19 protein-coding genes are annotated in these 25,781 nt (G+C 68.8%); 7 read left to right on the forward strand and 12 right to left on the reverse strand.

What is annotated here, in order from left to right; genetic code table 11:
• Nucleotides 1-25: 25 nt before the first annotated feature.
• Together LXT13_RS18395 and LXT13_RS18400 are read right to left on the reverse strand one after the other, a co-directional pair.
• Nucleotides 26-1,579, reverse strand: coding sequence for a methyl-accepting chemotaxis protein (locus tag LXT13_RS18395; RefSeq protein ID WP_233373408.1), 1,554 nt, complete (start codon nt 1,577-1,579; stop codon nt 26-28).
• Between the two features lie 171 nt (nt 1,580-1,750).
• On the reverse strand, nt 1,751-2,236 hold the full coding sequence (locus tag LXT13_RS18400; RefSeq protein ID WP_233373409.1) for an Lrp/AsnC family transcriptional regulator: 486 nt from the start codon (nt 2,234-2,236) through the stop codon (nt 1,751-1,753).
• Between the two features lie 111 nt (nt 2,237-2,347).
• Between LXT13_RS18400 and LXT13_RS18405 the strand changes: the two genes are divergently transcribed.
• The 4 genes from LXT13_RS18405 (at nt 2,348) to LXT13_RS18420 (ending at nt 9,238) form a co-directional block, all read left to right on the forward strand.
• Nucleotides 2,348-5,878: an indolepyruvate ferredoxin oxidoreductase family protein gene (locus LXT13_RS18405; protein WP_233373410.1), complete on the forward strand. Its 3,531-nt coding sequence runs from the start codon at nt 2,348-2,350 to the stop codon at nt 5,876-5,878.
• Nucleotides 5,879-5,971: 93 nt separating this feature from the next.
• Complete coding sequence (locus tag LXT13_RS18410) at nt 5,972-6,529, forward strand: pyridoxamine 5'-phosphate oxidase family protein (RefSeq protein ID WP_233373411.1); 558 nt, start codon at nt 5,972-5,974, stop codon at nt 6,527-6,529.
• A gap of 135 nt (nt 6,530-6,664) precedes the next feature.
• Nucleotides 6,665-7,795 carry an ABC transporter substrate-binding protein gene (locus LXT13_RS18415; RefSeq protein ID WP_233373412.1) on the forward strand — a complete coding sequence of 377 codons (1,131 nt, stop codon included), beginning with the start codon at nt 6,665-6,667 and terminating at the stop codon, nt 7,793-7,795.
• A 153-nt stretch (nt 7,796-7,948) separates the two neighbouring features.
• Nucleotides 7,949-9,238, forward strand: a complete 1,290-nt coding sequence (locus LXT13_RS18420) for a YXWGXW repeat-containing protein (RefSeq protein WP_233373413.1) — start codon at nt 7,949-7,951, stop codon at nt 9,236-9,238.
• Nucleotides 9,239-9,253: 15 nt separating this feature from the next.
• On the opposite strand, the gene LXT13_RS18425 is transcribed toward LXT13_RS18420, so the two are convergent.
• From LXT13_RS18425 to LXT13_RS18465, 9 genes are all read right to left on the reverse strand, one after another.
• Nucleotides 9,254-10,174: a transglutaminase family protein gene (locus LXT13_RS18425; protein WP_233373414.1), complete on the reverse strand. Its 921-nt coding sequence runs from the start codon at nt 10,172-10,174 to the stop codon at nt 9,254-9,256.
• Nucleotides 10,171-12,819 carry a circularly permuted type 2 ATP-grasp protein gene (locus LXT13_RS18430; protein ID WP_233373415.1) on the reverse strand — a complete coding sequence of 883 codons (2,649 nt, stop codon included), beginning with the start codon at nt 12,817-12,819 and terminating at the stop codon, nt 10,171-10,173. Before LXT13_RS18430 ends, LXT13_RS18425 begins: the two co-directional genes overlap by 4 nt.
• An 81-nt stretch (nt 12,820-12,900) precedes the next feature.
• Nucleotides 12,901-13,746, reverse strand: coding sequence for an alpha/beta fold hydrolase (locus tag LXT13_RS18435; RefSeq protein WP_233373416.1), 846 nt, complete (start codon nt 13,744-13,746; stop codon nt 12,901-12,903).
• Nucleotides 13,747-13,826: 80 nt separating this feature from the next.
• On the reverse strand, nt 13,827-17,267 hold the full coding sequence (locus tag LXT13_RS18440; RefSeq protein ID WP_233373417.1) for a transglutaminase family protein: 3,441 nt from the start codon (nt 17,265-17,267) through the stop codon (nt 13,827-13,829).
• Between the two features lie 206 nt (nt 17,268-17,473).
• The gene (locus tag LXT13_RS18445; RefSeq protein ID WP_233373418.1) at nt 17,474-18,418 is read right to left on the reverse strand and encodes an alpha-E domain-containing protein; all 945 of its coding nucleotides are present in this window, start codon (nt 18,416-18,418) and stop codon (nt 17,474-17,476) included.
• Nucleotides 18,408-18,809, reverse strand: a complete 402-nt coding sequence (locus tag LXT13_RS18450) for a hypothetical protein (protein ID WP_233373419.1) — start codon at nt 18,807-18,809, stop codon at nt 18,408-18,410. Before LXT13_RS18450 ends, LXT13_RS18445 begins: the two co-directional genes overlap by 11 nt.
• A 4-nt stretch (nt 18,810-18,813) precedes the next feature.
• Complete coding sequence (locus LXT13_RS18455; RefSeq protein ID WP_233373420.1) at nt 18,814-20,247, reverse strand: circularly permuted type 2 ATP-grasp protein; 1,434 nt, start codon at nt 20,245-20,247, stop codon at nt 18,814-18,816.
• 158 nt (nt 20,248-20,405) lie between these two features.
• A complete protein-coding gene (locus LXT13_RS18460) occupies nt 20,406-22,397 on the reverse strand; it encodes a TonB-dependent receptor (protein WP_233373421.1) in 1,992 nt (663 codons plus the stop codon).
• A 67-nt stretch (nt 22,398-22,464) separates the two neighbouring features.
• Entirely contained in the window at nt 22,465-22,776 is a 312-nt protein-coding gene (locus LXT13_RS18465; protein ID WP_233373422.1) for a hypothetical protein, read from the reverse strand.
• Between the two features lie 42 nt (nt 22,777-22,818).
• Between LXT13_RS18465 and LXT13_RS18470 the strand changes: the two genes are divergently transcribed.
• Entirely contained in the window at nt 22,819-24,015 is a 1,197-nt protein-coding gene (locus LXT13_RS18470) for a M20 aminoacylase family protein (protein WP_233373423.1), read from the forward strand.
• A complete protein-coding gene (locus LXT13_RS18475) occupies nt 24,012-24,563 on the forward strand; it encodes a DUF1415 domain-containing protein (RefSeq protein WP_233373424.1) in 552 nt (183 codons plus the stop codon). Before LXT13_RS18470 ends, LXT13_RS18475 begins: the two co-directional genes overlap by 4 nt.
• Here the strand turns inward: LXT13_RS18475 and LXT13_RS18480 are convergent.
• Nucleotides 24,553-24,954: a hypothetical protein gene (locus LXT13_RS18480; RefSeq protein WP_233373425.1), complete on the reverse strand. Its 402-nt coding sequence runs from the start codon at nt 24,952-24,954 to the stop codon at nt 24,553-24,555. The genes LXT13_RS18475 and LXT13_RS18480 overlap by 11 nt on opposite strands.
• A 127-nt stretch (nt 24,955-25,081) precedes the next feature.
• On the opposite strand from LXT13_RS18480, the gene LXT13_RS18485 reads away from it, so the two are divergent.
• The gene (locus LXT13_RS18485; RefSeq protein ID WP_233373426.1) at nt 25,082-25,771 is read left to right on the forward strand and encodes a response regulator transcription factor; all 690 of its coding nucleotides are present in this window, start codon (nt 25,082-25,084) and stop codon (nt 25,769-25,771) included.
• Nucleotides 25,772-25,781 lie beyond the last annotated feature (10 nt).

The following is a 25,781-nucleotide window of genomic DNA, read 5'->3' on the forward strand; positions in this document are numbered from 1 at the left end:
ACGGGGCGTCAGTCCGGCCGGCCGGTCACGGCGCCGCGCGCTGCAGCTTGAACACGGCCACCGCCTGAAGGAGCTGCTGGGCCTGCTGACGCAGGCTCTCCGCCGCCGCGGCGCTCTGTTCGACCAGCGCCGCATTCTGCTGCGTGACCTGGTCCATCTGGGCGACGGCTCCCTCCACCTGGCTCACGCCGGTGCTCTGCTCACGGCTCGCTGAGCTGATCTCGCCGACGATGTCCGCCACGCGCTGGATGGACCCGACGATGTCCTGCATCGCCGCGCCGGCCGTGTCGACTTGGGTTGTGCCTTGTTCGATTTGCTCCACGCTCGCCGTGATCAGAGACTTGATCTCGCGCGCTGCCGTCGCCGAACGCTGGGCCAGCGTGCGCACCTCGCCGGCCACGACCGCAAAGCCGCGGCCCTGTTCCCCGGCCCGGGCCGCCTCCACAGCGGCGTTCAATGCCAGGATGTTGGTCTGGAAGGCGATGCCGTCGATGACGTTGATGATCTCGGCGATCTTGCCGCTGCTCTGCTGGATGCCCCGCATCGTCTGGACCACATCGTCCACCACGCCCCCGCCTTCCGTGGCCTTGGCGCTGGAGGCCCGGGCCAGTGAATCGGCCTGATGCGCGCTCTCGGCGGTTGCACGGACCGTCGCATTGAGCTGCTGCATCGTGGCCGAGGTCTCTTCCAGCGCGCTGGCCTGTTCCTCCGTGCGCTGGCTCAGGTCTGAGTTGCCCTGGGCAATCTGCGCGCTGGCGGTCGCGATGCTCTCGCTGCCGGCTCGCACGCTGGCGACCACGTCACGCAGCGCCCTCTGCATGCCGTCCATCGCGGCCACCACGCTGCCGGGCTTGGCCTCGCTCACATCAATAGATGTGGTCAGGTCTCCCTGCGCGATGGCGCCGGCCAGTGCTGCCACGTCGCCGGGCTCACCGCCGAGCTGACGGTTCAAACCGCGCGTCAACATGACGCCGACCACCAGACCGAACAGCCCACTGAACACGGTCAGGCCGATCATCAGCCAACTCAGACGCTCGTACAGCTGCAATCCCTCCTGCGCAGTGGCCAGGCCCAGCGACTCCTTCTCTTTGGTGAGCGCGGTCAACTGCTCGTCGAGCTGACGGTTCAACTGGCTGGAAGCCTTGACCAGCGCCTGCAGCTCCGCGTCGTTCGACAGGTAGGGCCGCGTCGAGGCCACGTTCAAGACCTTGGTCACCGCGGCGAGCCAGGGTTCGACGACGGCGATGGTGTCTGCGTAAAGCGCCTTGCCCTTGTCCGTGACGAACAGCGGACGCGACTTCTCCAGCCAGCGCCTGAGGTCCGCAACCGCCTTGTCGAAATCCCCGCGCGCCTTGGTGCGCGCATCCTCGGACGTCGCCAGCATGAAGTTCGCGCGGGCACGGCCGGCGTAGATGAGGTTGATGTTGGCCTCCTTCACATAGGAGATCCCAAGCAGTTCGCGCTGGTACAGCGCGTCGTTGTATTCGTTGATGCGGTGCATGCCGAAGATGCCGACCGCTGCCACCAAGGTGCCCATCAGCACCACACCTACGAAGCCGCCGATCAGCTTGGTGCTCACGCGGACTCCACTCAACCACGACATAAATTCTCTCTTCCCGAAACTGCCATCTGCGCGGCGCACCATGGCACCGCAACCGGTGCAGACTCTATGCAACTGAGGCATTAGGTCGCAGTCAAGACTGCCCGGCCCGCAGGGAAGGACCTCCAACTTGTTCACGCTTTCGCGGAGTCATCCCGCCGTTCTTTGCGGTACGGGCAGCGCTGTCTCGTACTTCACCTCGCGCAGTACGACGTTGCTGCGCACGCTGCTGACGCCCGGCAGCTTGAAGATGTGTTGCTGAAGGAACTGGTCGTAGACCTTCATGTCGGCCGCGACGACCTTGATGACGTAGTCGGCCTCGCCGGTAATGGCATGGCATTCGATGATCTCGCGCCGCGTGACGACGAGCTGTTCGAACTGCTCCACGGCGCCCTCGCTGTGGCGCACAAGGCTCACATGGGCCAGCACGAGGATGGACAGGCCGAGCTTCTCGCGGTCCACCAGCGCCACCTGGCCGCGGATGACGCCGCGGTCCTCCATGTCCTTCAAGCGCCGCCACACCGGCGTGGCCGACAGGCCGACCTTGTCAGCCAGCGCCTGCGTCGACAACCGTGCGTCCGCCTGCAGCACTTCCAGGATCAGCAGGCTAGCGCGGTCGAGTTCATTCATTTCCATTTGGCGGCTCCTTTGAGAGGAATGTTCTCATCGCTATCGTCCATGACGTGAATTTAGGCAAGTTACTGCGGAAGCGCGAGGGAAGAATTTGCGCCCACCCCGGAGCCTGCTATGCCCGACACCCTGCGCCCCTACCAGCTCAGCGACAACCTCAAGGCCGACAGCGGCGCCGTCTTCCTGACCGGCACGCAGGCGCTGGTGAGGCTGCTTCTCGCGCAGAAGCGTCTTGACGAGTCCGCCGGCCTGAACACCGCCGGCTTCGTCTCTGGCTATCGCGGCTCGCCACTGGGCATGGTGGACCAGCAGCTGTGGAAGGCCAAGCCGCTGCTCGATGCAGCCCACATCGAGTTCCTGCCCGCGATCAACGAGGACCTGGCCGCCACGGCCTGCCTGGGCGTGCAGCGCGTGGCGCTGGACCCGCAGCGCACCGCCGATGGCGTGTTCGCGATGTGGTACGGCAAGGGCCCGGGCGTGGACCGCTCGGGCGACGCGCTGAAGCACGGCAACGTCTACGGCACGAGCCCGCAGGGCGGCGTGCTGGTCGTCTGCGGCGACGACCACGGCTGCGTGTCATCCAGCACGCCGCACCAGAGCGACCTCGCACTGCAGGCCTGGAGCATGCCCGTCGTGCACCCGGCCAACGTGGCCGAGTACCTGGAGTTCGGGCTCTACGGCTGGGCGCTGAGCCGCTTTTCGGGAGCTTGGGTCGGCTTCAAGGCGATCTCCGAGGTCGTCGAAAGCGGCATGACGGTGGATCTGGATGCCGTGCCGCTGGACTTCGAGCATTCAATCGACTTCACGCCTCCGACGAATCTGCACATCCGCGCGGTGGACCTGCCGTCGCTGGAACTGGAGTCGCGCCTGTCGCACAAGCTCGACGCGGTGAAGGCCTTCGCCCGCGTCAACAGCATCGACAAGCACATCGTCACGAGCCCGGCGGCCACGCTGGGCATCGTCACCGTCGGCAAGGCCCACTACGACTTCATGGAGGTGCTGCGCCGGCTGGACCTGGACCCCAACGCGCTCGCCGCGGCCGGCGTACGCGTCTATAAGGTGGGCCTGGTCTACCCGCTGGAGCCGACACGCATCGTCGAGTTCTGCAGCAACCTGACCGATGTACTCGTCATCGAGGAGAAGGCGCCCGTTGTCGAGCGGCAGATCAAGGAGCTGCTGTACCACCTGCCCGACTTCCAACGTCCCCGCGTCGTCGGCAAGACGGACGAGCAAGGCCGCCCGGTGCTCAGCGCGCTGGGCGAGCTGAGGCCAAGCCGCATCATGGGCACGGTGGCCGACTGGCTCGCGCGGCTCAACCCCGCGCTGGACCGCCGCCACCTTGTCGTCGACTTCCTCACGCCGCCGCTGCTGTCCAACGCCGCCGATGCCGTGCGCCGCCAGCCCTACTTCTGCTCGGGCTGCCCGCACAACACGTCGACGAAGCTGCCCGAGGGCTCGCGTGCACTGGCCGGCATCGGCTGCCACTTCATGGCGAGCTGGATGGACCGTGGCACGTCCGGCCTCATCCAGATGGGCGCCGAGGGCGTGGACTGGGCGGCACACTCGCGCTTCACGACGGAGAAGCACGTCTTCCAGAACCTCGGCGACGGCACCTACTACCACTCGGGCTACCTGGCCATCCGCCAGGCCATCGCGGCCCGGGCCAACATCACCTACAAGATCCTCTACAACGACGCCGTCGCGATGACCGGCGGCCAGCCGGTGGACGGCAGCACCAGCGTGCCGCAGATCGCGCGCCAGGTGGAGGCCGAGGGCGTCAAGCGCCTTGTCATCGTGTCCGACGAGCCGGCGAAGTACTCCGGCCACGAGGGCCTGTTCCCGCCGGGCACCACCTTTCACGACCGCAGCGAGTTGGACGCCGTGCAGCGCGAGCTGCGCGACATCGCAGGCGTGACGGTGCTGATCTACGACCAGACCTGCGCGGCCGAGAAGCGGCGCCGCCGCAAGAAGCAGGAGTTTCCTGATCCGCCCAAGCGCCTCTTCATCAACGAGGCCGTCTGCGAAGGCTGCGGCGACTGCGGCGTGGCCAGCAACTGCCTGTCCGTCGTGCCCGTCGAGACCGACTGGGGCCGCAAGCGCGCCATCGAGCAGAGCAGCTGCAACAAGGACTTCTCCTGCGTCAACGGCTTCTGTCCCAGCTTCGTGTCCGTGCATGGCGCCGTGCTGAAGAAGAAGGCTGGCGCAGCCTACACGCCGCAGGACCTCGCGCGCGAACTGGCCGCGCTGCAGCCGCCCGCGCCGTGGCGCTGGACGGCGCCGTTCGACCTTCTCGTCACTGGCGTCGGCGGCACCGGCGTCGTGACCGTCGGCGCCCTGGTGTCGATGGCGGCACACCTCGAAGGCAAGCAGGCCTCGGTGCTGGACTTCATGGGCTTCGCGCAGAAGGGTGGCGCCGTGCTGAGCTTCGTGCGCATCGCGCCGACGCCCGACCTGCTGAACCAGGTTCGCATCGACACCCAGCAGGCCGACGTGCTGCTGGCCTGTGACATGGTCGTTGGCGCGTCGCCAGACGCGCTCGGCACCGTGAAACCCGGCCGCACCGTCATCCTCGCCAACACGCACGAGCTGCCTACCGCCGGCTTCGTGCGCAATCCCGACGCCTCGCTGCAGGCCGACGCCCTGCTCGCCAAGATGCGCTTCGCTGTCGGCGAAGGCGACCGGCTGCAGACCCTCGATGCGCAGGACATCGCCCAGCGCCTGATGGGCGACACGCTGCCCAGCAACATCGTCATGCTGGGCGCCTGCTGGCAGCGCGGCCTGGTGCCCGTCGGCGAGGCTGCGCTGATGCGTGCCATCGAGCTCAATGGCGTGGCCGTGGAAGCCAACAGGACGGCCTTCGCGCTGGGCCGTCTCGCCATCGCCGCACCGGAAGCGCTGCTGCGGCTGGCCGGCGACACGAGCATCGTCAAGGTCCTGAACTTCGACCGCCTCGACGGCCCGGACGGCCTGATCGAGCGGCGTGTGCGCTTCCTGACCGACTACCAGGACGCTGCCTACGCCGCCCGCTACCGTGCGCTCGTCGAACGCGTGCGTGCCGCAGAGGCGCCGCTTCAGCGGGGCCAGCGCCTGTCGCAAGCCGTCGCGCGCCACTACGCCAGGCTGCTGGCGATCAAGGACGAGTACGAGGTCGCGCGGCTCTACACCGACGGCCGCTTCGAGGCGGCCATGAAGGCGCAATTCGAGAACTGGGAGCGCCTGAGCGTCCATCTCGCGCCACCACTGCTCGCCCGGCCTGGCGGTGATGGACGCCCGCGCAAGATCGCGTTCGGCGGCTGGGTGTTCACCGCCTTCAAAGGCCTGGCGGCGCTCCGGCGCTGGCGAGGCACGGCGCTGGACGTGTTCGGCCGGACCGAGGAGCGCCGTATGGAGCGCCAGCTGATCACCGACTACGAACGGTTGATCGAGGAGCTGATGCCGGCACTGACCGCCGACAACCTGCAGACCGCCATCGAACTGGCCCGCCTGCCGGAGAAGATCCGCGGCTACGGGCCTGTCAAGCTCGCCAATGTCCGCGCGATCAAGGCGCAATGGCAGGCCTTGCTCGACCGCTTCCATGGACGCGCGGCACCGGTCGCCGAGACCCCCTTGCCGCGGCCGGTGCGCGTGAAGAGCGTGGCGGAGCTGTAGCCGCGTCCGACGCTGTCAAGGCGCAACGGCCGACAGGTGCATTCCGGCGAGTGACCTATCTTGAGGTCACTCGCCAACCGCCAAGGAACGCTCATGGACACCGACCGCCATCCCGCCGCCCCGACGGCCCACAACCCCGGCCATGCCGACCCAATGCAGTCCGACGCCCGCCACGACCTCGCGGCGGCGGAGGCCATCGCCAAGATCCGCGACGTCATCGACAAGGCCGAGACCTGCTTCTTCGTGACGGACGGCGGCGTCCGCCCCATGTCCGTTCGCCAATGCGACGAGGACGGCACGCTCTGGTTCCTCAGCGACAGGCACAGCCACAAAAACGCCGAGATCGAAGCCAATCCGAAAGTCGAGCTGTACTTCCAGGCCACCGAGCACTCGGGCTTCATGCACCTCGCCGGGCAGGCCAGCGTGCTGCACGACCACGCACTGATCGACACGCTATGGAAGCCCATGGACCGCGTGTGGTTCGAGCAGGGCAAGGACGATCCATGCATCAGTGTCCTCTGCGTGCAACCGACGCATGGTCGCTACTGGGACAACAAGCATGGAGACGCCGTGGCCGGCCTGAAGATGATCGTCGGCGCCGCGCTGGGCAAGCGCTTCGACGACGGCGAGGTCGGGAACCTCACGCCCTGACAGGCCGTGATCACGCGCTCGACGAGGCAAGGACGATAAATTTGCTAACAAAGCCACGGCGGGAACAACACGGAAGTTTCCTGAACGCCTGATTTGTTCACACCGCGAAAAGCCTGCCCGACGGATGATTCGGGTATGCAGTCCCGCCGCCGCTTTCACCAATACGCCCTCGCCAGCCTGGCCCTGCCGGCTGTCGCCCCCAGCCAAGCCCAGGAGCGCGGCATCGTGCTGGGGCAGTCGGCCCCGCTCACGGGGCCGGCGGCGCAACTGGGTCTGCAGATGCAGCTCGGCGCCAGGGCCTGCTTCGAGGCCGTCAACGCCACCGGCGGCGTCGGTGGCCAACGCATCGTGCTGAAGACGCTGGACGACGGCTACGAGCCGGCCCGCTGCAAGGCCAACACCGAGAAGCTGCTGCAGGATGACGTGTTCGCGCTGTTCGGCTACGTGGGCACGCCCACGTCGGTCGCGGCGCTACCGCTGGCGCTGGCCGCCAAGACGCCGTTCATCGCGCCGTTTACCGGCGCCGAGTCGCTGCGCGACCCGTTCAACCGGCTGGTCTTCCACATCCGCGCCTCCTACTTCGACGAGACCGAACTCATCATCAAGCAGTTGACGCAGCTGGACGTGAAGAACATCGCCGTCTTCCACCAGAACGATGCCTATGGCCAGGCCGGCCTGAAGGGCGTGCAACGTGCCCTGGACAAGCGCAGCCTGAAGCCGCTGGCCGTGGCAACGGTGGAGCGCAACAGCGTGGACGTGGACGCCGCAGTGAAGGCGTTGGTTGCGGCCAAGCCCGAGGCCATCGTGCAGATCGGCGCCTACAAGGCCTGCGCCGCCTTCATCCGCGAAGCGCGCAAGGCCGGCTACGGCGGCCAGTTCTACAACGTGTCCTTCGTCGGCACACAAGCACTGGCCACCGAGCTGGGCAAGGACGCCGCCGGCGTCGTCGTCTCGCAAGTCATGCCCTCCCCCTTCGGCACCGCCGCCGGGCTGGTCAACGAATACCAGCAGGCGCTGGCCCGCGTGGACCCGTCCGCTGAGCCCAACTACACGAGCATCGAGGGTTATCTCGCTGCGCGCGTGGTCGTCGATGCACTTCGCCGCGTGAACGGCCGACCGACGCGTGACGGCTTCATCGCAGCAATGGAGACGCTGTCGGGTTACGACGCCCGGGGCTACCGGCTGCACTTCAACCCGACTCGCCATGCGGGCTCCAGCTTCGTCGAGCTATCCATGCTGACGGCCGACGGCAAGGTCCGGCGCTAACCGCCCCGGCGCGAGCGCGCCACGGCGGTGCGTGGGCGACGCACCCCGTTACTCGTTTGCCTGCAGCTGACGGCAAGCCGCCGGGACGCCGTCGGCCGTCAACGGAGAACCGTCGCGGCGCGATAGAGCAGCATCGCTACTCCGGGAGCACCGATGCCCCGTCTCCTCGCCCCCCTTGCGCTGGCCGCTGCCAGCTTCGTGATGCTTGCCGGCTGCGCCGCGCCGCGGGTCGCCGACGTCCACGCCCAGGTACGCGTCGCCGCCGTTGTGCCCCCCTCGGTCGTCAGCGTCGAGATCAATCCACCACTCGTCCAGCCCGAGCCGGTGCTGGTGGACGTGGCACCGCCGCCGATGCTCGTCGAAGCGCCACCGCCGCCGCCCGCGCCCGAAGCGGTCTGGATCGGTGGCTACTGGGGCTGGCAGAGCAGCCGCTGGGTCTGGTGCTCGGGCCATTGGCGGCTACCGCCCCAGCCGGGCTACGGCTGGACCCAGCCCTACTACGAGCACCGCGACGGCGCCGTCATCTTCGTAGCGGGCCACTGGGCCGCACCGGGCGTCACGTTCGTGCCGCCGCCGCCGATGCTGCACCTGTCGCTGCAGGTATCCATCGACGGCGGCGCCCGCCCGATGGGCCCCGCCGGCGTCTTCGTGCCGCCGCCGCCCGGCTCGCGGCCCGGGCTGGTGGTGCCCGCACCGGTAGGCACGGCGCCCGCGGTGGTGGTCAGCGCGCCGCCCGTCGTCAACGTCGGCATGCGGGTGACAAACACCACGGTCAACAACGTACACGTCGACAACCGCGTCACCAACATCAGTAACGTCACGAACGTGACGCAGGTCACCGTCATTGCACCGCCGACGGCCACCGCCAACGGCCAGGCCTTCCAGGGCCACATGCCGGCCCAGGCCCATCTTGCGGCAGCCCTGCCACCCGTGGTGCGCGCCTTCGCGCCGCCCCCCCATGCGCAGCCCCAGGCCGCGGAGCGCCCGATCCACGCGACGCGACCGGTGCCGACCGCCGCGCCGGAGGCGATGCCTGCCGCGGCCGAGCACGCGCCGTCGCATGCTGCAATGCCGGCACCGCGTCCGGCCACGGCCCCGGTCCAGCCGCCGACCGCGACGGTGGCAATGCCGCCCGCGCCACCCGTGACGGCGCCACACGAGGTTCACACACCGATGCCGCCCAGGCCCGTGGCCGCCGAGGCCCGGCCCGACACACTGCCGCACCATGACGCTGCGCACGAGCGGCCGGCGTCGCATCCGCCCCGCCCCGCCGACAAGCCGTCACCCCATGCGCCGGCAGGTTTGGCGCCTGGCGGCCACGCGCCGGCGCCGCATGACGAGCACGGCCGCGACGCGCATCGCCCGCACGAGGAAAAGGGCAAGGAAAGAGACAAGGACAGGGCCGAGGCTCATCGCGAGTCCCGCAGCGAGGAGGCGCGCTGACGCGGCCGGCTCAGCTCAAAGCGGCTCGACCGTCACGCCCACCCGCAACGTCGCGACGCCGCCGCCGCGCAGCACGCCGCGCAGCGGGGCCACGTCGGCGTAGTCGCGGCCCCAGGCCAGCGTCACGTGGTCCAGTCCGGCCGGCACGTTGTTGGTCGGGTCCAGCGCGAGCCAGCCCTGCTCGGGGCACCACAGCTCCACCCAGGCGTGCGAGGCGTCGGCACCGACCAGCTTGGGCTGGCCCTCGGGCGGGTGCGTCAGCAGGTAGCCCGACACATAACGCGCCGCCAGGCCCAGCGTGCGGCACGCGGCGATGAAGACGTGGGCGAAGTCCTGGCAGACGCCGCTGCGCTGGGCCAGCGCGTCGGCCGCGCGTGTGGCGACCGTCGTGCTCTGCGGCAGGTAGCGCAGGTCGACGTGGATCTGGCGCATCAGTGCCAGCCCCCCAGCGGCCAGCGCGCGGTTGGGCGGGAAGGCTCGGCGGGCGTACGCGGCCAGTGTGGCAGCGGGCGCGGTGTAGGTGGAGGCCAGCGCGAATTCGTCGGCCTCCTGCAGCGCCCGGCCGGCGCGGTAGCGCAAGCTGGCGGCCACCGCCTCCCAGGCCGGGCTGCGCTGCGGGTCGGGCACCGGGCGATCTTTCAGCTCGACGACAAAACGGCTGTCCACCACCAGCTTCTCGTGCACGCGCGCGTGGCCAAAGCTCAGGTGCCGGTTGCCCCAGGGGTCGCGCCGCAGGTGACGGGCCAGCTCGGCGGCATCCAGCTCCAGGCCCTCGACGCCCCAGCCGTCGGGCAGCGGGTCGATGTTGAGCTGCCAGCCGTGTACCTTCTGCCACGGCGTGTCGCGCGGCGCCAGGCAGGCGGCATGGTGCGCCCACTCGACCGAGTCCTCATAGGTGTACTCGGTGACGTGGTGGACCGACAGTCGCACCGTCATTGCCACACCCGCTGTTCGGCGCCGATGACATGCGCGAAATAACGCTGGCTGATGAGGCTCGAGAGTTCGCCCGCCTGTGCCACCGCACGGCGCAACTGCGACACCAGCGTCGGGCCCGGCGCGGCCAGTTCGGCCAGCGGCCATGCCTCGGGAACCGGCAGGTCGGCTGCGATGTCGGTGGCCCAGCCCGGATCGTGCCGGGCCAGCTTGGCGAAGCGGTCCCGCAGCGTGCGCGCCACCCAGGCGAGCGACCGGGGGTTCTCGGTGTCGTGCACCAGCAGGTGTAGCAACGGCGGCGCCTCGCGGCGCGCCTGGAACTTGGCGCGGTAGGTGATCGTCGAGTCGAACACCCCCAGCAGCAGCGCGAAGCCGTCCTCGCTGACCGCCAGCCCCTGCTCGAAGGTCTCGGCCAGCACGTCGGCGTGGAATGACAGCCGCTCGATCTGCCGGCCGATGGACAGCAGCCGCCAGCCGTCGTCGCGCGTCATGCGGTCGGTCTGCGCGCCCGTGATGGCGGCCAGGTGCGTGTCGGCGCGGGCCAGCACGTTGAGTACGTCGGTGACGGGTGTGCCGGTGCCCGGGCGGTCCAGCACGGCGCGCAGGTGCTGCTCGAACTGCGCCGAGGTCTCGTGGATCAGCCGCCAGGACTCGGACGACAGCCGCTCGCGCAGCGCCTGCGCGCAGGACAGCAGCGCCCGCAGGTTCCAGCCCACGCTCGTCACGCCGGAGCCCGGCAGCAGCTCGGCCAGCAGCGCACGCTCGAAGCCGCGCGGGTCGTCCTGCGCATGCGGCGCCTCGGGGCCGACGAGGCCGTGGCGGCGGGCCAGCACGTCCAGCAGCGGCAGCATGGGAGGCGCCATCGCGCCGCGCTGCACCATGACGCTGGCCTCGATAACGTGTCGCGCAAGCCGCGCGCTGTTCTCTGCGCGCTCGGTGTAGCGGCCCAGCCAAAACAGGTTCTCGGCCGCGCGGCTGGTCACGGTCCAGTGCACATCGCGCAAGTCGGCGGCCTGCAGCGGCTGGGACAGCAGCGTGGTGGGGTCCACCTCGCCGTCCGTCATGACCCAGGTGTCGGCGCTGAGGCTGCCGCGTTGGATGGACAACCAGGCATCGGCCTGCGGATCGCGGCGCGGCGCGACCCGCGTCAGGCCGCCCGGCAGCACCGACCAGCCGCCGTGACCGTCGGTCATTGCGTAGACACGCAACACGGCCACGCGCGGCTCCAGCGCGCCGCGCGTCCACACCGGCTGCTTGGCGGGCTTCACGCGCGCCTGCAGTGTGTAAGCGGTGGGGTCGGCGTCGATGCGGTCGCTCAGGTCGAGCAGCTCGTCACCGCTCAGTTCGGCCGCGATGATGGGGTCAAAGCTGCGCGTCGTGCTGCTGGCCGCAAAGGTCGGCACGACGACGTAGTCCGCCAGCTGGGGGCGTAGCGCGCGCCAGGCGGTCTCCTCGCCGCACCACCAACTCTGGATCGCTGGCAGCTGCAGCGGCTCGCCCAGCAGGCTCTCGGCCACGCCGGGCCAGAACGCGGCAAGTCCGGGGCTTTCCAGCCAGCCGGCACCCGGCGCGTTCGCGATGACGACCTCACCGGCGCGCGCAGCCTGCAGCAGCCCCGGCACGCCGAGGATGGAGTCGGGATGCAGCTCAAGCGGATCCAGCCAGGTGTCGTCCACGCGGCGCAGCAGCACGTGCACGCGCTCCAGCCCCGCGAGCGTCTTCAGGTACACCTTATCGGCACGCACGGTCAGGTCGGCGCCTTCCACCAGCGCGATGCCGAGGTAGCGCGCCAGGAAGGCCTGCTCGAAATAGGTCTCGTTGCGCGGCCCCGGCGTCAGCAACGCGATCCGGCTGCGCTCGCCGGCGGGCGACAGCCGCATCAGCGACTGCATCAGGTCCCGGTAGCTGGCGGCCAGCCGCTGCACGGCCATCTGGCGGAAGGCCTCCGGGAACTGCTGCGCAATGATGAGTCGGTTCTCCAGCACATAGCCCAGGCCCGACGGCGCCTGCGTGCGCTGACCCACGACCCACCACAGGCCATCGGCGCAGCGGGTCAGGTCGAAGGCCAGCACATGCAGGTGCACGCCGCCCGGCGGCTGCGCGCCGTGCATGGCCCGCAGGTATTGCGGATGCGCCAGCACCAGCGAGGCAGGTAGTAGGCCCTCGTTGAGCAACCGGCGTTCGCCGTAGGTGTCGGCCATGACGGCGTCCAGCAGCCGCGCGCGCTGCGCGATGCCGGCCTCGATGTGGCGCCACTCGTCCGGCTCGATGAGCATGGGCAGCAGCTCCAGCGGCCAGTGGCGGGCCAGCGGCGCGCCTTCCTTGGCGTCCTGGCCCGGCAGCGGCGGCGCGTCGCTGTGCACGTTGTAGCTGGCGCCGTCTTCCAGCACGCGGCGCTGCACGCGCAAGGCCTTGGCGCTGAGGTCCTGCCAGCCGGAGGCGCCGCCCGCCGCGAAGAACCGCTGCCAGCGCTCGGTCAGCCCGCCCTGCGGCTCGCCGGGCCGGTTGACCTGGCCGGTGAGCTCGTAGAAGTGCCCGTCACGGCTGCGCAGCGCCGCCGACAGCGCCTGCGCGAGCGGGTCCGGCGTCGGGGCGACCTCCGGGTCGTCGGGGAGCAGGCTCCACTGGCTGGGCGTGAGCTCGGGCATGGTGGCTCGTGGGGGGTGGGGTGGCATTGTCAAGCAATGTGCAGGCTGACGCGGCGCGCGCGGCCCGGCGCCATGCGACGTTCAGGCGAGAAAGCCACGCAACACGCGCTCCGCGGCGGCAGAGTCGTCGCGCCATGCGCCGTGGCCCACACCCGGGAAGCGCTCGAAGCCCGCCAGCCACCGCGGTGGCAGCGCGGCGGCGATCTCGGCGGCATCTTCGGGCGGCGTGACGGGGTCCTCTTCGCCGGCCATGACGAGCACCGGGCATTGCACGCCGGCCAGGCCCGGACGCAGGTCCATGTCGGGCAGCTCGGTGCGGGTGTGCTCGAACAGGATGTCGGGTTGGAACCTCATCCAGCCGCCAGCATCCGGGTCCTTGGGGCGGGTGTTGTAGAGGTGGCGGCAGTGCTGCTCGTAGGCAGCCCAGGTGTCGGGCCCCGGCTGCGTCCAGAATGCGCGCGTGGCCGCGGCAGCCTCCGGGCCGCCGAGCCGGCCAAAGTGGTGGACTTTGCGCTCCAGTCCGAAGTGGTGGGAGGTGCTGGACAGTACCACCCGGCGCGGATGCGCCGGATGCCGCGCGAGATAGCGCTGCGCAACAAAACCGCCGAAGCTCTGGCCCAGCACGATGGGTTTCTCGATGCCCAGCACATCGCACAGCCGTACGACGTCGTCGGCCAGCGTGTCCAGCCGGCATTCACCCAACGGTCGCGGGCTGCTGCGGCCATGGCCGCGCTGGTCGTAGTAGACGACCTGGCAGGTGTCGACGAAGCGGCTGAAAAAGGGTCGGAAGGCCGTGTGGTCGAAGCCGGGGCCGCCGTGGATGAGGACGAGCGTGGGCTTCTCGCGCAGGCTGCGGCCGTCAGGGACGAAGCCCAGGCCCTCGACGTCGACGAACAGGCGGACGCCCGGTTGGATCTCGATGTACATGGAGGAAACGACGGACCGCCCCGCCGCGGACGGCCATGCGGCGCAGCGGCGGAGGGCGGGCCTGGCGGATTAGGAGCCGGTCAGGATACTTTGCGCAGGTCCAGCGTGAACGGGAACTCCAGGCTGCGCTGCGGCTCGCCGATCTCCAGCCGGCCCGGGGTGTGTCCGCTGTTGGCGAAGCGCGCCAGCCGCCGGCTCTCGGCCTCGTAGGCGTTGACCGGCAGCGTCGCATAGTTGCGGCCACCCGGGTGGGCGACGTAGTAGCGGCAGCCGCCCAAGCTCTTCTGCTGCCACGTGTCGATGAGATCCACCGTCAACGGCGCATGGATGCCGATGGTCGGGTGCAGTGCCGATGGCGGCAGCCACGCGCGATAGCGCACGCCGGCCACGAACTCGCCGACGCGACCGGTAGGCTGCAGCGGCAGCGGATGGCCGTTGACGGTGATGCGGTGGCGCGGGTCGATGAGGCCGCTGACGTGCACCTCCAGCCGCTCCAGCGACGAGTCCACATAGCGCACGGTGGTGCCGGCCGCGCCCTCCTCGCCCATCACGTGCCAAGGCTCCAACGCGCCGCGCAGCGTCACGTGCACGCCGCGCGCGGCGAACTCGCCGTACTTCGGGAAGCGGAACTCGACATGCGGGGCGAACCAGGCCGCATCGAAGGCATAGCCGGCCTCGGCCATGTCCTCCATGACGTCGGCGAAGTCCTCGCGGATGAAGTGCGGCAGCAGCCAGCGGTCGTGCAGCTCGGTGCCCCAGCGCACCAGCGGCGTCTTGTACGGCGTCTTCCAGAAGCGGGCGATGAAGGCGCGCAGCAGCAGCTGCTGCACGACGCTCATGCGCGCATGCGGCGGCATCTCGAACGCGCGCAGCTCCAGCAGACCCAGCCGGCCGGTGCTGGAGTCGGGCGAGTAGAGCTTGTCGATGGAGAACTCACTGCGGTGCGTGTTGCCGGTCACGTCCACCAGCACATTGCGCAACGTGCGGTCCACCAGCCACGGCGGCATGGCTTCGCCGTAGCGCTCCTCGGCCTTGAAGATCTCGCCGAGGGCAATCTCCAGCTCGCGAAGCTGGTCGTTGCGGGCTTCGTCCACGCGCGGCGACTGGCTCGTCGGCCCGATGAACAGGCCGCTGAACAGGTAGCTCAGGCTCGGATGGTTGTGCCAGTAGGCCAGCAACGAGGCGAGCAGGCTCGGCTTGCGCAGGAACGGCGAGTCCGTCGGCGTGGCGCCGCCCAGCACGAAATGGTTGCCGCCGCCGGTGCCGGTGTGGCGGCCGTCGATCATGAACTTCTCGGTCGACAGCCGCGTGAGGCGCGCGGCCTCGTACAGAAACTCGGTGTGCTGCACCAGCTCGCGCCAGTTGTGCGCCGGGTGGATGTTGACCTCGATGACGCCGGGGTCCGGCGTGACCTGCAGCAGCTTGAGCCGCGGGTCGCGCGGCGGCGGGTAGCCTTCCAGCACGATCTTGTAACCCGTGTCCTCGCACGCGGCTTCCACGGCGGTCAGCAACTCCAGGTAGTGCTCGACCTTCTCCAGCGGCGGCATGAACACGTAGAGCACACCGCTGGCGCTGCCCTGGGTCTCCGCCTTCGGGCCATTCGCGCGACGGGGGTCGCGAGCCTCGACGCACAGCGCGGTGCGGGTGATCCCGTGCGCGTTCTCGAAGCGGCCGGGCGGCTGGCGGCCGTTATCGGCATGCGAATGCCCCGTGCCGGTCGACGTGCTCGCGACGCCCGCCCCGCCGGCGGCGGCAGCCCCCGGCCACGACGCGCCGGCCGGCGTGACGCCCTGCACCTGGGCGCGCAGCGCGGCCGGTGCCGGCAGCATGCCGCGCGGTGCGAACGGGTCCTGCTCGATCAGGTAGGGGTAGTCGCCCTTCGTGACCCAGGGCAGCGAGTCCAGCGGCAGCCGCCAGCCCATCGGGGAGTCGCCCGGGAACAGGTAGAGCCGCTCGTCACGGAAGAACCACGGCCCCGTCTGCCAGCGCGTGCCGGCCAGCGTGGGCGAATCGCCGGCATGGCGGATGGGCAACACATAGCCGACGACGTGGGACAGGCCCTGGTCGAACACGCGGCGCAACCGCTGCCGCTCCAGTTCGTCGTCCAGCCGGGAATCGAACGGGTCCACGTTCACCGGCAGGCGGCGCTCGCGCCACAGGTAGTACCAGGTGTCCTCGTAACCCGGCTGCACATGGGTGTCGGGCAGGCCGAGGCGCCGCGTCAGCGCCTTCATGAAGACCTCGGCGTCCTCGCTACTGTAGTGATGCGGCTCGCGCTCATCGGCAAACCAGTCTGGGTTGCGCCAGCAGGGCTGGCCGTCGGCGCGCCAGTAGATGGACAGCGCCCAGCGCGGCAGTTGCTCGCCGGGGTACCACTTGCCCTGGCCGAAGTGCAGGAAGCCGCCCTGGCCGTACTCGGCGCGCAGCCGGTGCGTCAACTGCTGGGCGTAGAGCCGCTTGGTGGGGCCCAGCGCGTCGGTGTTCCACTCCGCCGCGTCGCGGTCCTCCACGGCGACGAAGGTCGGCTCGCCGCCCATCGTCAGCCGCACATCGTTGACGACGAGTTCGCGGTCCACCTGTTCGCCGAGCTGGAGCACAGCGGTCCACTGGTCGTCGGTGTAGGGTTTGGTGACGCGCGGCGACTCGTAGATGCGCGTGACGCTCATCTCGTGGCCGAACTCGACCTCGGACTTGTCCACGCCACCGCTGATCGGCGCGGCGCTGCCCGGCATGGGCGTGGCCGCGAGCGGGATGTGGCCCTCGCCAGCAAGCAGGCCGGAGGTCGGGTCCAGCCCGATCCAGCCGGCGCCGGGCAGGTAGACCTCGCACCATGCGTGCAGGTCGGTGAAATCGACCTCCGTGCCGCTAGGGCCGTCGAGCGCTTTCTCGTCGGGGGCGAGCTGGATCAGGTAGCCCGATACGAAGCGCGCGGCCAGACCCAGGTGGCGCAGCAGCTCAACGAGCAGCCAGCCGGAGTCCCGGCATGAGCCGGAAGCTTTCTCCAAGGTCTCCTCGGGCGTCTGCACGCCGGGCTCCAGGCGGATCAGGTAGGAGACGCTGTTCTGGACACGCTGGTTGAGGTCGACGAGGAAGTCGATGGTGGCGCGCTCGGTGCGCGGGATGTCCTTCAGGTAGGCGGCCAGCAGCGGTGTGGCCGGGCCGGTCTGCAGGTAGGGCGCCAGTTCGATTTGCTGGGCCTCGTCGTACTGGAACGGGAAGGTCTGCGCGTGCGGTTCGAGGAAGAAGTCGAACGGGTTGTAGACGGCCATCTCGGCGACGAGGTCGACGGTGACCGTCAGCTCGGTGGTCTTCTCGGGGAAGACGAGGCGGGCCAGGTAGTTGGCGAACGGGTCCTGCTGCCAGTTGATGAAGTGGTTGGTGGGTTCCACCCGCAGCGAGTAGCTGAGGATGGGCGTGCGGCAGTGCGGCGCAGGGCGCAGGCGGACGACCTGAGGGCCGAGGTTGACCGGGCGGTCGTATTTGTAGCGGGTGACGTGTTTGAGGGCGACGTGGATGCTCATGGATGTCCTTCGCCGCGCAGCTGGGCGCAGCTCATTCCGCGGATCGTTTGATGCCAAGGCCCATGCCGGGAGTTCGCTCCGGCGGGCGACCCGTTCTTTGGTCGCCCGATAGGCAAGTCACCCGCCGGTGCGAGTTCCCAGCTGGGCGGTGGCGGAAAGCCACTCTCGTAAGTCCTTCCGACAAGAGCCGCCATCTCTTCAGCTCCTCAAGCCGAGGGCACCAGGAAGTCGCGGCTGATTCGCGCGCCCAGATCCGCCACCTCCGACAAAAACCCGTCCAGAAACGGATGCATCCCCTGCGCCAGGATCTCGTCGATGCGGCCGAAGTTCAGCTCGGCCTCCAAGCGGCCCACGCGCCTGAGCGTCTCCGCCGACTGCGCGTTGGCAACGCGCTTCAAATTGGCCAGCATGCGCGTGATGCAGTGCGACAGCGAGCGCGGCATGTCCGGCCGCAAAATCAGCAGCTCCGCGACCTTGTCCGGCTGGATGACATTGCTGTAGACCTTGCGGTAGATCTCGAAGCCCGACACCGAGCGCAGCACGGCGGACCAGTAGTAGAAATCGCGCGCCGCGTCATGCTCGCCCTGCGTCTGCTCCTGGCGATAGAACTTCACGTCCAGCAGCCGCGCGGTGTTGTCGGCCCGCTCCAGGAAGGAGCCGATGCGGATGAAGTGGAAGGCCTCGTCCTGCAGCATCGTGCCTACTGTCACGCCGCGGGACAGGTGCGAGCGGTACTTGACCCACTCGAACAGCTGCGCCGGGTCGCGCGTCAGCGCGCCCTCGCGCAGCAGCCGACGAAACTCCAGCCAGGTCTGGTTCATCGTCTCCCAGACCTCGGTCGTCAGCGCCCCACGCACCGCCCGCGCGTTCTCGCGTGCCGCACGCAGGCAGTTGAAGATGGACGACAGGTTCGTCTCGTCGGCCACCATGAACTCCATGACGTTGCGGCCGTTGATCGACGAGTACTTGGCCCCGTACAGGCTGTTCAGCTCGGAGATGGAGATCAGGCTGCGCCAGGTCTGCTCGGACTCGTCGACCGACTGCGGCTGCAGCGACGTCTGGTACGCAATGTCCAGCATGCGGGCCGTGTTTTCAGCACGCTCGATGTAGCGGCTGAGCCAGAAGAGATGGTCTGCAGTCCTAGACAACATAAGACAACTCCTGATCGCCCGTTGCGAAGCCAATGGCAATCGACACACGCCGAAGGGTGAGGAAAGCTTGCCGCGCAAACAAAATCGGCCCGCGAAACGTGGACGAGAAAGTCATGAGATCCCTGTTCATCATCATTGCTGTGGCAGGCACTGCGTACCACTTCTCAGATGCGAGGTCACCCAACCGGATCGCATCACTGCTCATGCCACTGATCTTTTCGTTATGCCTCCTGGCGATCATCGTCTGGGCATACGCGAAGTTGCGAGAGCGCTCAGACAAGCGCGCTGATTCATCGGACTCTGGAGCACCCTGGTTCGGCTCGGGCGGCGTCTTCAGCGATCGGGACGACTGAGCTTCAGCAGAAAAAAAACGTTCAGGCCACATTGGCATCGGATCAGTCCTCCAGCACCCAGGTGTCCTTCGTCCCACCGCCCTGGCTGCTGTTCACCACCAAGGAACCCTCCTTCAACGCCACGCGGGTCAGCCCGCCCGGCACCATGCGCACCGTCGAGCCCGACAGCACGAAGGGTCGCAGGTCAATGTGACGCGGAGCCACGCCGCTTTCGACGAACGTCGGGCAGGTGGACAGCGACAGCGTCGGCTGCGCGATGTAGTTGCCCGGGTTGGCCACCAGCCGGGCGCGGAAGGACTCGATCTCGTCCTTCGTCGCCGCCGGGCCAACCAGCATGCCGTAGCCGCCTGCGCCATGCACCTCCTTGACGACCAGCTCGGACAGGTGGGCCAGCGTGTAGGCCAGGTCGTCCTTTTCGCGGCAGACGTAGGTCGGCACGTTCTGCAGAATGGGTTTCTCGCCGAGATAGAACTCGATCATCTTCGGCACATAGGGGTAGATGGACTTGTCGTCCGCGATGCCCGTGCCGATGGCGTTGGACAGCGTCACCTTGCCGGCCTTGTAGGCGTTCACGAGACCGGCGCAGCCGAGCTGGGAGTCGGCGCGGAAGACCTGCGGGTCGAGGAAGTCGTCGTCCAGCCGGCGGTAGATGACGTCGACACGCTTCGGCCCGCGCGTCGTGCGCATGTAGACGAAGCCGCCGTCGACGAACAAGTCCTGACCCTCGACCAGCTCCACGCCCATCTGCTGGGCCAAGAAGGCGTGCTCGAAGTAGGCCGAGTTGTACATGCCCGGCGTCAGCACGACGACGGTCGGGTCCGACACGCCCGACGGCGCCACGCTGCGCAGCGTGTCTAGCAACAGGTCGGGGTAATGCGCCACTGGCGCGATGCGGTGATTGACGAATAGCTCGGGGAAGAGCCGCATCATCATCTTGCGGTTCTCAAGCATGTAGCTCACACCGCTGGGCACGCGCAGGTTGTCTTCCAGCACGTAGTAGTCGCCCGAGCCATCGGCGTTGCCGGCGCGCACGATGTCGACGCCGGCGATGTGGCTGTAGACATTGCCCGGCACGTCCACGCCCATCATCTCAGGGCGGAACTGCGCGTTCTTGGTGATCTCGTCGGCGGGCACGATGCCGGCCTTCAGGATTTCCTGGTCGTGGTAGACGTCGTGGATGAAGCGGTTCAGCGCTGTCACTCGCTGGGCGAGGCCCGCCTGCATGCTCGTCCATTCGCCGGCTGGAATGACCCGCGGGATCAGATCGAACGGGATCAGGCGCTCGGTGCCTTCACCCGAATCCTTGTCGCCGTAAACGGCAAACGTGATGCCCACGCGTCGGAAGATCAGCTCCGCCTGCTCGCGCCGCTCTCGCATCAGCGACTCGGGCTGGTCGGCAAGCCACCGGGCGTAGGCCTCGTAATGGGCGCGGGTCTTGGTGCCCGCGGAGTTCATCTCGTCAAAGGCGGTTTGCATCGTTGCTCCTCGTGCACACGCAACGACGCAAGTTCCGCGCCCACCCGAAGGCGGTGGCTCGTGGTGCGCCAGGCACCATTGTGGTGCCTGGCGCCCGTCGCCCGTGTGCCAGGGCACCGCTTTTACACCCGCGCCCTGGGCGCGAGCTCAGTCGACGCTCAAAACCGCACTTGCAGGCCCGTGCTGGCGGAGCGGCCCGACTGCGGCGCGAGGTCGCGGATGGTGGGCACCGCCGTCGCGTTGTAGGCCAGCTTGTTGCCGAGGTTGTCGAGTTTGAGGTACCACAGCGCGTCGGTCGTGCCCCAGCGGAACTGCCGGGCCAGCGACAGCCGTACCGTCCCGTAGCCGGCGGTGGGCGTGTCGAACGCGGAGACCCGGTCCTGGCGCGCTGCGCCACGCCACTCCAGCCGGCCCGACCAGTCGCCTCGGCGCGCTTCCAGGCCCACCATGGCCCGCAACGGCGCCAGGCGCGGCAGCGGCTCGCCGGTCGCACGGTTGTCCCCGCGCACCGCATCAAGCTGGCCCAGCAGCGCCACGGCGGGGTGCACCTGCCAGCGGCCTTCGACCTCAGCGCCGCGCAGCCGCGCCGGCACCGCCGTGAAGGCATAGACCGGCACGCTCTGCCCGTCGTTGTCTGCCAGCTCGCCGGTGGCCTGCAGCGCGATGTAGTTCGAGAAGCGTGTCTCGTAGACGTTCAGGTGCAGGTGGCTTTGGGCCGACTCCCACTTCAGCCCAAGGTCCACGCCCTTGGAGCGCTCCAGCCCCAAGCCGGCATCGCCGCGCTCGTAGGCCGCGCTGGCCACGTGCAGCCCGTTGGCGAACAGTTCGTAGTAGGCCGGTGCGCGCTGCGTGCGGTTCAGGTTGACGCTGGCGCTCCAGCCGCCGCCCATTGGCGCGACGGCACTCAGCGCCAGACTCAGCGGGCTGAAGCGCCGCGACTGCGCGACGCCGAAGCGGTCACCGCCGTCGGAATCCACCGCCACGCGCTCGGTCCGCGCGCCGGCCGACCAGTCGACGCCGGCCAGCCGCGCCTGCTCCAGCACGAACACGCCAGTGTTGCGCGTGCGCGTACTGGGCACGAAGGCCTCCTCGCCCAGCGCCGAGAAGTCCAGTTGCTCGGTCTGCAAACCGATCAAGCCCTTGACCGGGCCGAGCGCCGCGTGTTCCACCTCCAGGCGGCCATCGGTGCCGCGGCTCTTGAACGTGGTGCCCGTCACGTCGCCCTCCATCTCGGTGTGCTCGTAGCGGTTGCGGCTGAGCTGCCAGCTGACGCGGTGGATGGGGCCGTCCGCCGTAGCCCATTCACCGGCCGTCGCCAGGCGCTGGCGCTGCATGCGGATCGTCACGTCGGCCTCGGCCGTGGTGCCGTAGTCGGTGTGAAAGTCGTCGACCGACACACCCGCAAAGCCGCCCTGGAAGAACACCGAGCCGCCCACCGCGCCGCCGTGGCTGCGCGCTGCGGAGTTGCGCACGCTGGTGCGGCTCTCGGTGCCGTCGTCGGTCGGACTGTCGAACCGCGGCGTGCGCTGGTCGCCGGCGTCGCGGCCCGCGACGTCCACATGCCAGCCCCAGCCGGCATGCGGCTGGCCGCTGCCGCCGTCCAGCACCAGCGCGCCGCTCTTGTCCTGCGAGGCGCCGCCCAGGCGCACCTCCGCCGCACCACTAACACCCTGGATCAGCGTGCGCGGGATGCGGTTGTCCAGCGTGTTGACGACGCCGCCGACGGCATTGCCGCCGTACAGCAGCGCCGCCGCGCCACGCAGCACCTCGACCTTGTCGATGACCAGCGGGTCGATGGCCACGCCATGGTCGAAGCTGAGGTTGGACGCGTCCACCGACGCACCGGAGTTGCTAAGGATGCGCACCCGGTCGCCGTCCAGGCCGCGGATGCTGGGCCGGCTGGCGTTGGGACCGAAGTTGGTGGCCGCGACGCCGGGCAGACCTTGCAGCGTGTCACCGAGGTTGGCGGCGCGGGTCAGCACGAGCTGGTCGCCGGACAGCGAATCGCTGGGCTGGGCCAGCACCTGGCTCTTCAACGGGTTGCCGGTGACGACGACCTTGTCGAGGGATTCGGTCGGGTCGGCGTGGGTGGCGGAGACGAAGACGGACAGGCAGGCGGCCGCGATCGGCGCCAGGGCGAAGGAACGCATGAGAAAACTTCCACGAGAAAACACAAACACCCGCGCTCGGACGACGGCGCGGGAAGGCTTGAAGGAGTCAGGTGGAAGCGGGCGGGGCGCGCGCCGGCGGGCGCCAGGCGGCGTCAAGCTCGACAACGGCGCTGAACGACGGCGCGGGAACGCTGGCCGACGCCACAACCGGCGGCAGCGCCGACGGCTCGGCGGCCGGAGCGCCACCGGCGAGGTTGGCCGCCGTCAGGCACAGGTCGCAGTGGACCAGGTGGGCGATGCCGTCCGTCGAGCGGTCGGTGACGTGAGACAGCGCGTGCACGCCCGCCATCGCCTGGGCGAGGGGCAGGACGAGGGCCAGCCAGAACAGCCAGCGATGTGCGATGCGGCGCAGATTCACGGGCGTAATCCTAAACTCGGTGGGTTACGGAGCCCTGAAGTCATGAAGCTCATCGAATCCATCCTGGCCGACGCGCCGTCGATCACGGCCATCCGCCGCGACCTGCACAAGCACCCCGAACTCTGCTTCCACGAGGAGCGCACCGCCGATGTCATCGCCAACGCCCTGACCGCCTGGGGCATCCCCGTCCACCGCGGCCTGGGGCGGACGGGCGTGGTCGGCATCGTCAGGAACGGCAGCTCGGACCGCGCCGTGGGCCTGCGCGCCGACATCGACGCGCTGCCCATCACCGAGCGCAACGAGTTCCCGCACGCGAGTTCCATCCGCGGCCGCATGCACGCCTGCGGGCACGATGGCCACACGGCCATGCTGCTGGCCGCAGCCAAACATCTGGCGACGAGCCGCAATTTCGACGGCACGGTCTACCTGGTGTTCCAGCCCGCCGAAGAAGGCGGCGGTGGCGCGCGGGAGATGATCAAGGACGGCCTGTTCGAGAAGTTCCCGATGGAGGCCATGTTCGGCGCGCACAACTGGCCCGGGCTGAAGGCCGGCCAGTTCGCCGTCAAGACCGGCCCGGTGTTCGCCAGCAGCAATGAATTCAAGATCACGCTCAAGGGCAAGGGCTCGCACGCGGCCATGCCGCACCTGGGCGTGGACCCGGTGCCGGCCGCCTGCCAGTTGGTCACCGCCTTCCAGACCATCATCAGCCGCAACAAGCGGCCGCTGGACCCCGGCGTCATCTCCGTGACGATGATCCACGCTGGCGAGGCCACCAACGTCGTGCCGGACTCGGTGGTCATGGAAGGCACGGTGCGCACGTTCACGCTGGAGCTTCTGGACCTGTTGGCGCGCCGCATGCGCGACATGACCGAGCAGCTGGCCGGCGCCTTCGAGCTGACAGCCGAGTTCGAGTTCCGCCGCAACTACCCACCGACGATCAACCACCCGGCCGAGTCCGACTTCGTGCGCCGCGTGCTGATAGACATGGTGGGCGACGACAACGTGCAGGAGTTCGAGCCGACGATGGGCGCCGAGGACTTCAGCTACTACCTGCTGGACAAGCCCGGCTGCTACTTCCTCATCGGCAACGGCGACGGCGAGCACCGCACCGGCGGCCACGGCCTCGGGCCCTGCATGCTGCACAACCCGAGCTACGACTTCAACGACGACCTGATCCCGCTGGGCGGCTCCATGTGGGTGCAGCTGGCCGAACAGTGGCTGAACACGCCCAAACCATGAATCAAGAACAAGTCATCGCCGACACCCGCGACTGGGTCGTCAAGGCCGTCATCGGCCTGAACCTTTGCCCCTTCGCCAAGGCGGTGCATGTAAACGAGCGCATCCGCTACGTCGTCAGCGACGCGACCGAGCCCGAGGCGCTGCTGAAGGACCTCGCGCGCGAGCTGCTCGCGCTGAACCGGGCTGACCCCGAAGACGTGGACACGACACTGCTGATCCACCCGGGCGTGCTGACCGACTTCCTCGAATTCAACGACTTCCTCGACGCCGCCGACGCGCTGGTCGACGAGCTGAAGCTCGACGGCGTCCTGCAGATCGCCGACTTCCACCCCGACTACCAGTTCGAGGGCAGCGCGCCCGACGACATCGCCAACTACAGCAACCGCTCGCCCTACCCCACGCTTCACCTGCTGCGCGAGGAGAGCATCACACGCGCAGTCGAGTCCATGCCCGACACGGCGGCCATCTTCGAGAACAACCTCGACACGCTTGAGCGCCTGGGCCCCGACGGCTGGCAGGCGCTGGGCCTGAAGCGCGCTACTCCTTGACCCAGGAAAGGCCGCCGCCGGGCCGCTTGGGCGCATTGGCCCGTGTGCGCAGCACGGCATCGAAGCCGCTCCTGCCTCCGTTCCAAATCGCTGTCAGCAGGCTGACGACGTCGTCGCGCGTGTAGGGCTCCAGGTCGGCTCGAAACTGCTTGATCGCGGCGGCCAGCACTTCCCGCGGCAGCCCCTGGTGCGACGCCAGTACGACGAACATCGCGGCATAGAGGTCGGGCCAGCATCCGCACAGCCGCTGGATGCGCACGAGCGCGTCATGCGGCGTTGCCCTGTGGCCGGGGAGCAGCCACGCCATCTCGTCGCTGCCTTCTTCAGCACTCGCGGCATCGGTGTCCACCATGGTCGTCTCCTCCTGGCCGTGCAGCTCTGGATTTCTCACGGCGCCGGTGCAGTGTCGATCATTTATGACTTTGCAAATGTCCAATTCAGCACGCCAACGCCCGTGAAAAGCGCCTGACGCCCCAGTCATGCGGCAAACTCCTCGATTGCTCCGAGCCCGTGCCGCCATGCAGCCCAAGACCCTCGCCCTGATCGACGACGACGCTGAGTATTCCGAATTCCTGACCCAGTTCCTGCAGGAGCAGGGCATCGGGGTGAGCCGCTTCGACGACAGCAATGCGCTGCTGGCCGCCCCCGACGCCTTCTCGTTCGACTTCTATCTGGTCGACCTGATGCTGCCGGGCGTCAACGGTGTGGAACTCATCAAGATCCTGCGCCGCCGCACGGACGCCGGCATCGTCGTCGTGTCCGGGCGGCTGGGGCCCGAGGTGTTCCGCGAGGTCATCACCGCCGGCGCCGACATGTATCTCGTCAAGCCTGTGCAGTTCGAGCAGGTGTCGCTGGCGATTGCCGCCGTGCAGCGCCGCGTCGCCAAGCCGTCGGCCGCCGATGCGATCTGGAAGCTGGACCGCTCCAGCGGCGAGCTCATCGTTCCCGATGGCACGCGCATCCAGCTCTCCGAAGCCGACCGCCAGCTGCTGGAATGCTTCGCTCAGGCCGGCGGTGAGCCGGTCACGCGCGAGGCGCTGCTGAACAAGCTGGGCCGCGAGGTGCCCGACGGTGACGCCGACGACGGCTTGTCGGCCACCATCTACCGGCTGCGCCGCCGCATCGAGCGCGCCACGCCCACGCTGGTGCCGCTGCAGAGCAAGTCGCGCGTGGGCTACGTCTTCCGCGCGCCGCTGCAGCTGATCTGAGCCGCAGCCC

Origin of the sequence: Pelomonas cellulosilytica (genome assembly GCF_021353265.1) — a bacterium.
GTDB lineage: Bacteria > Pseudomonadota > Gammaproteobacteria > Burkholderiales > Burkholderiaceae_C > Pelomonas > Pelomonas cellulosilytica.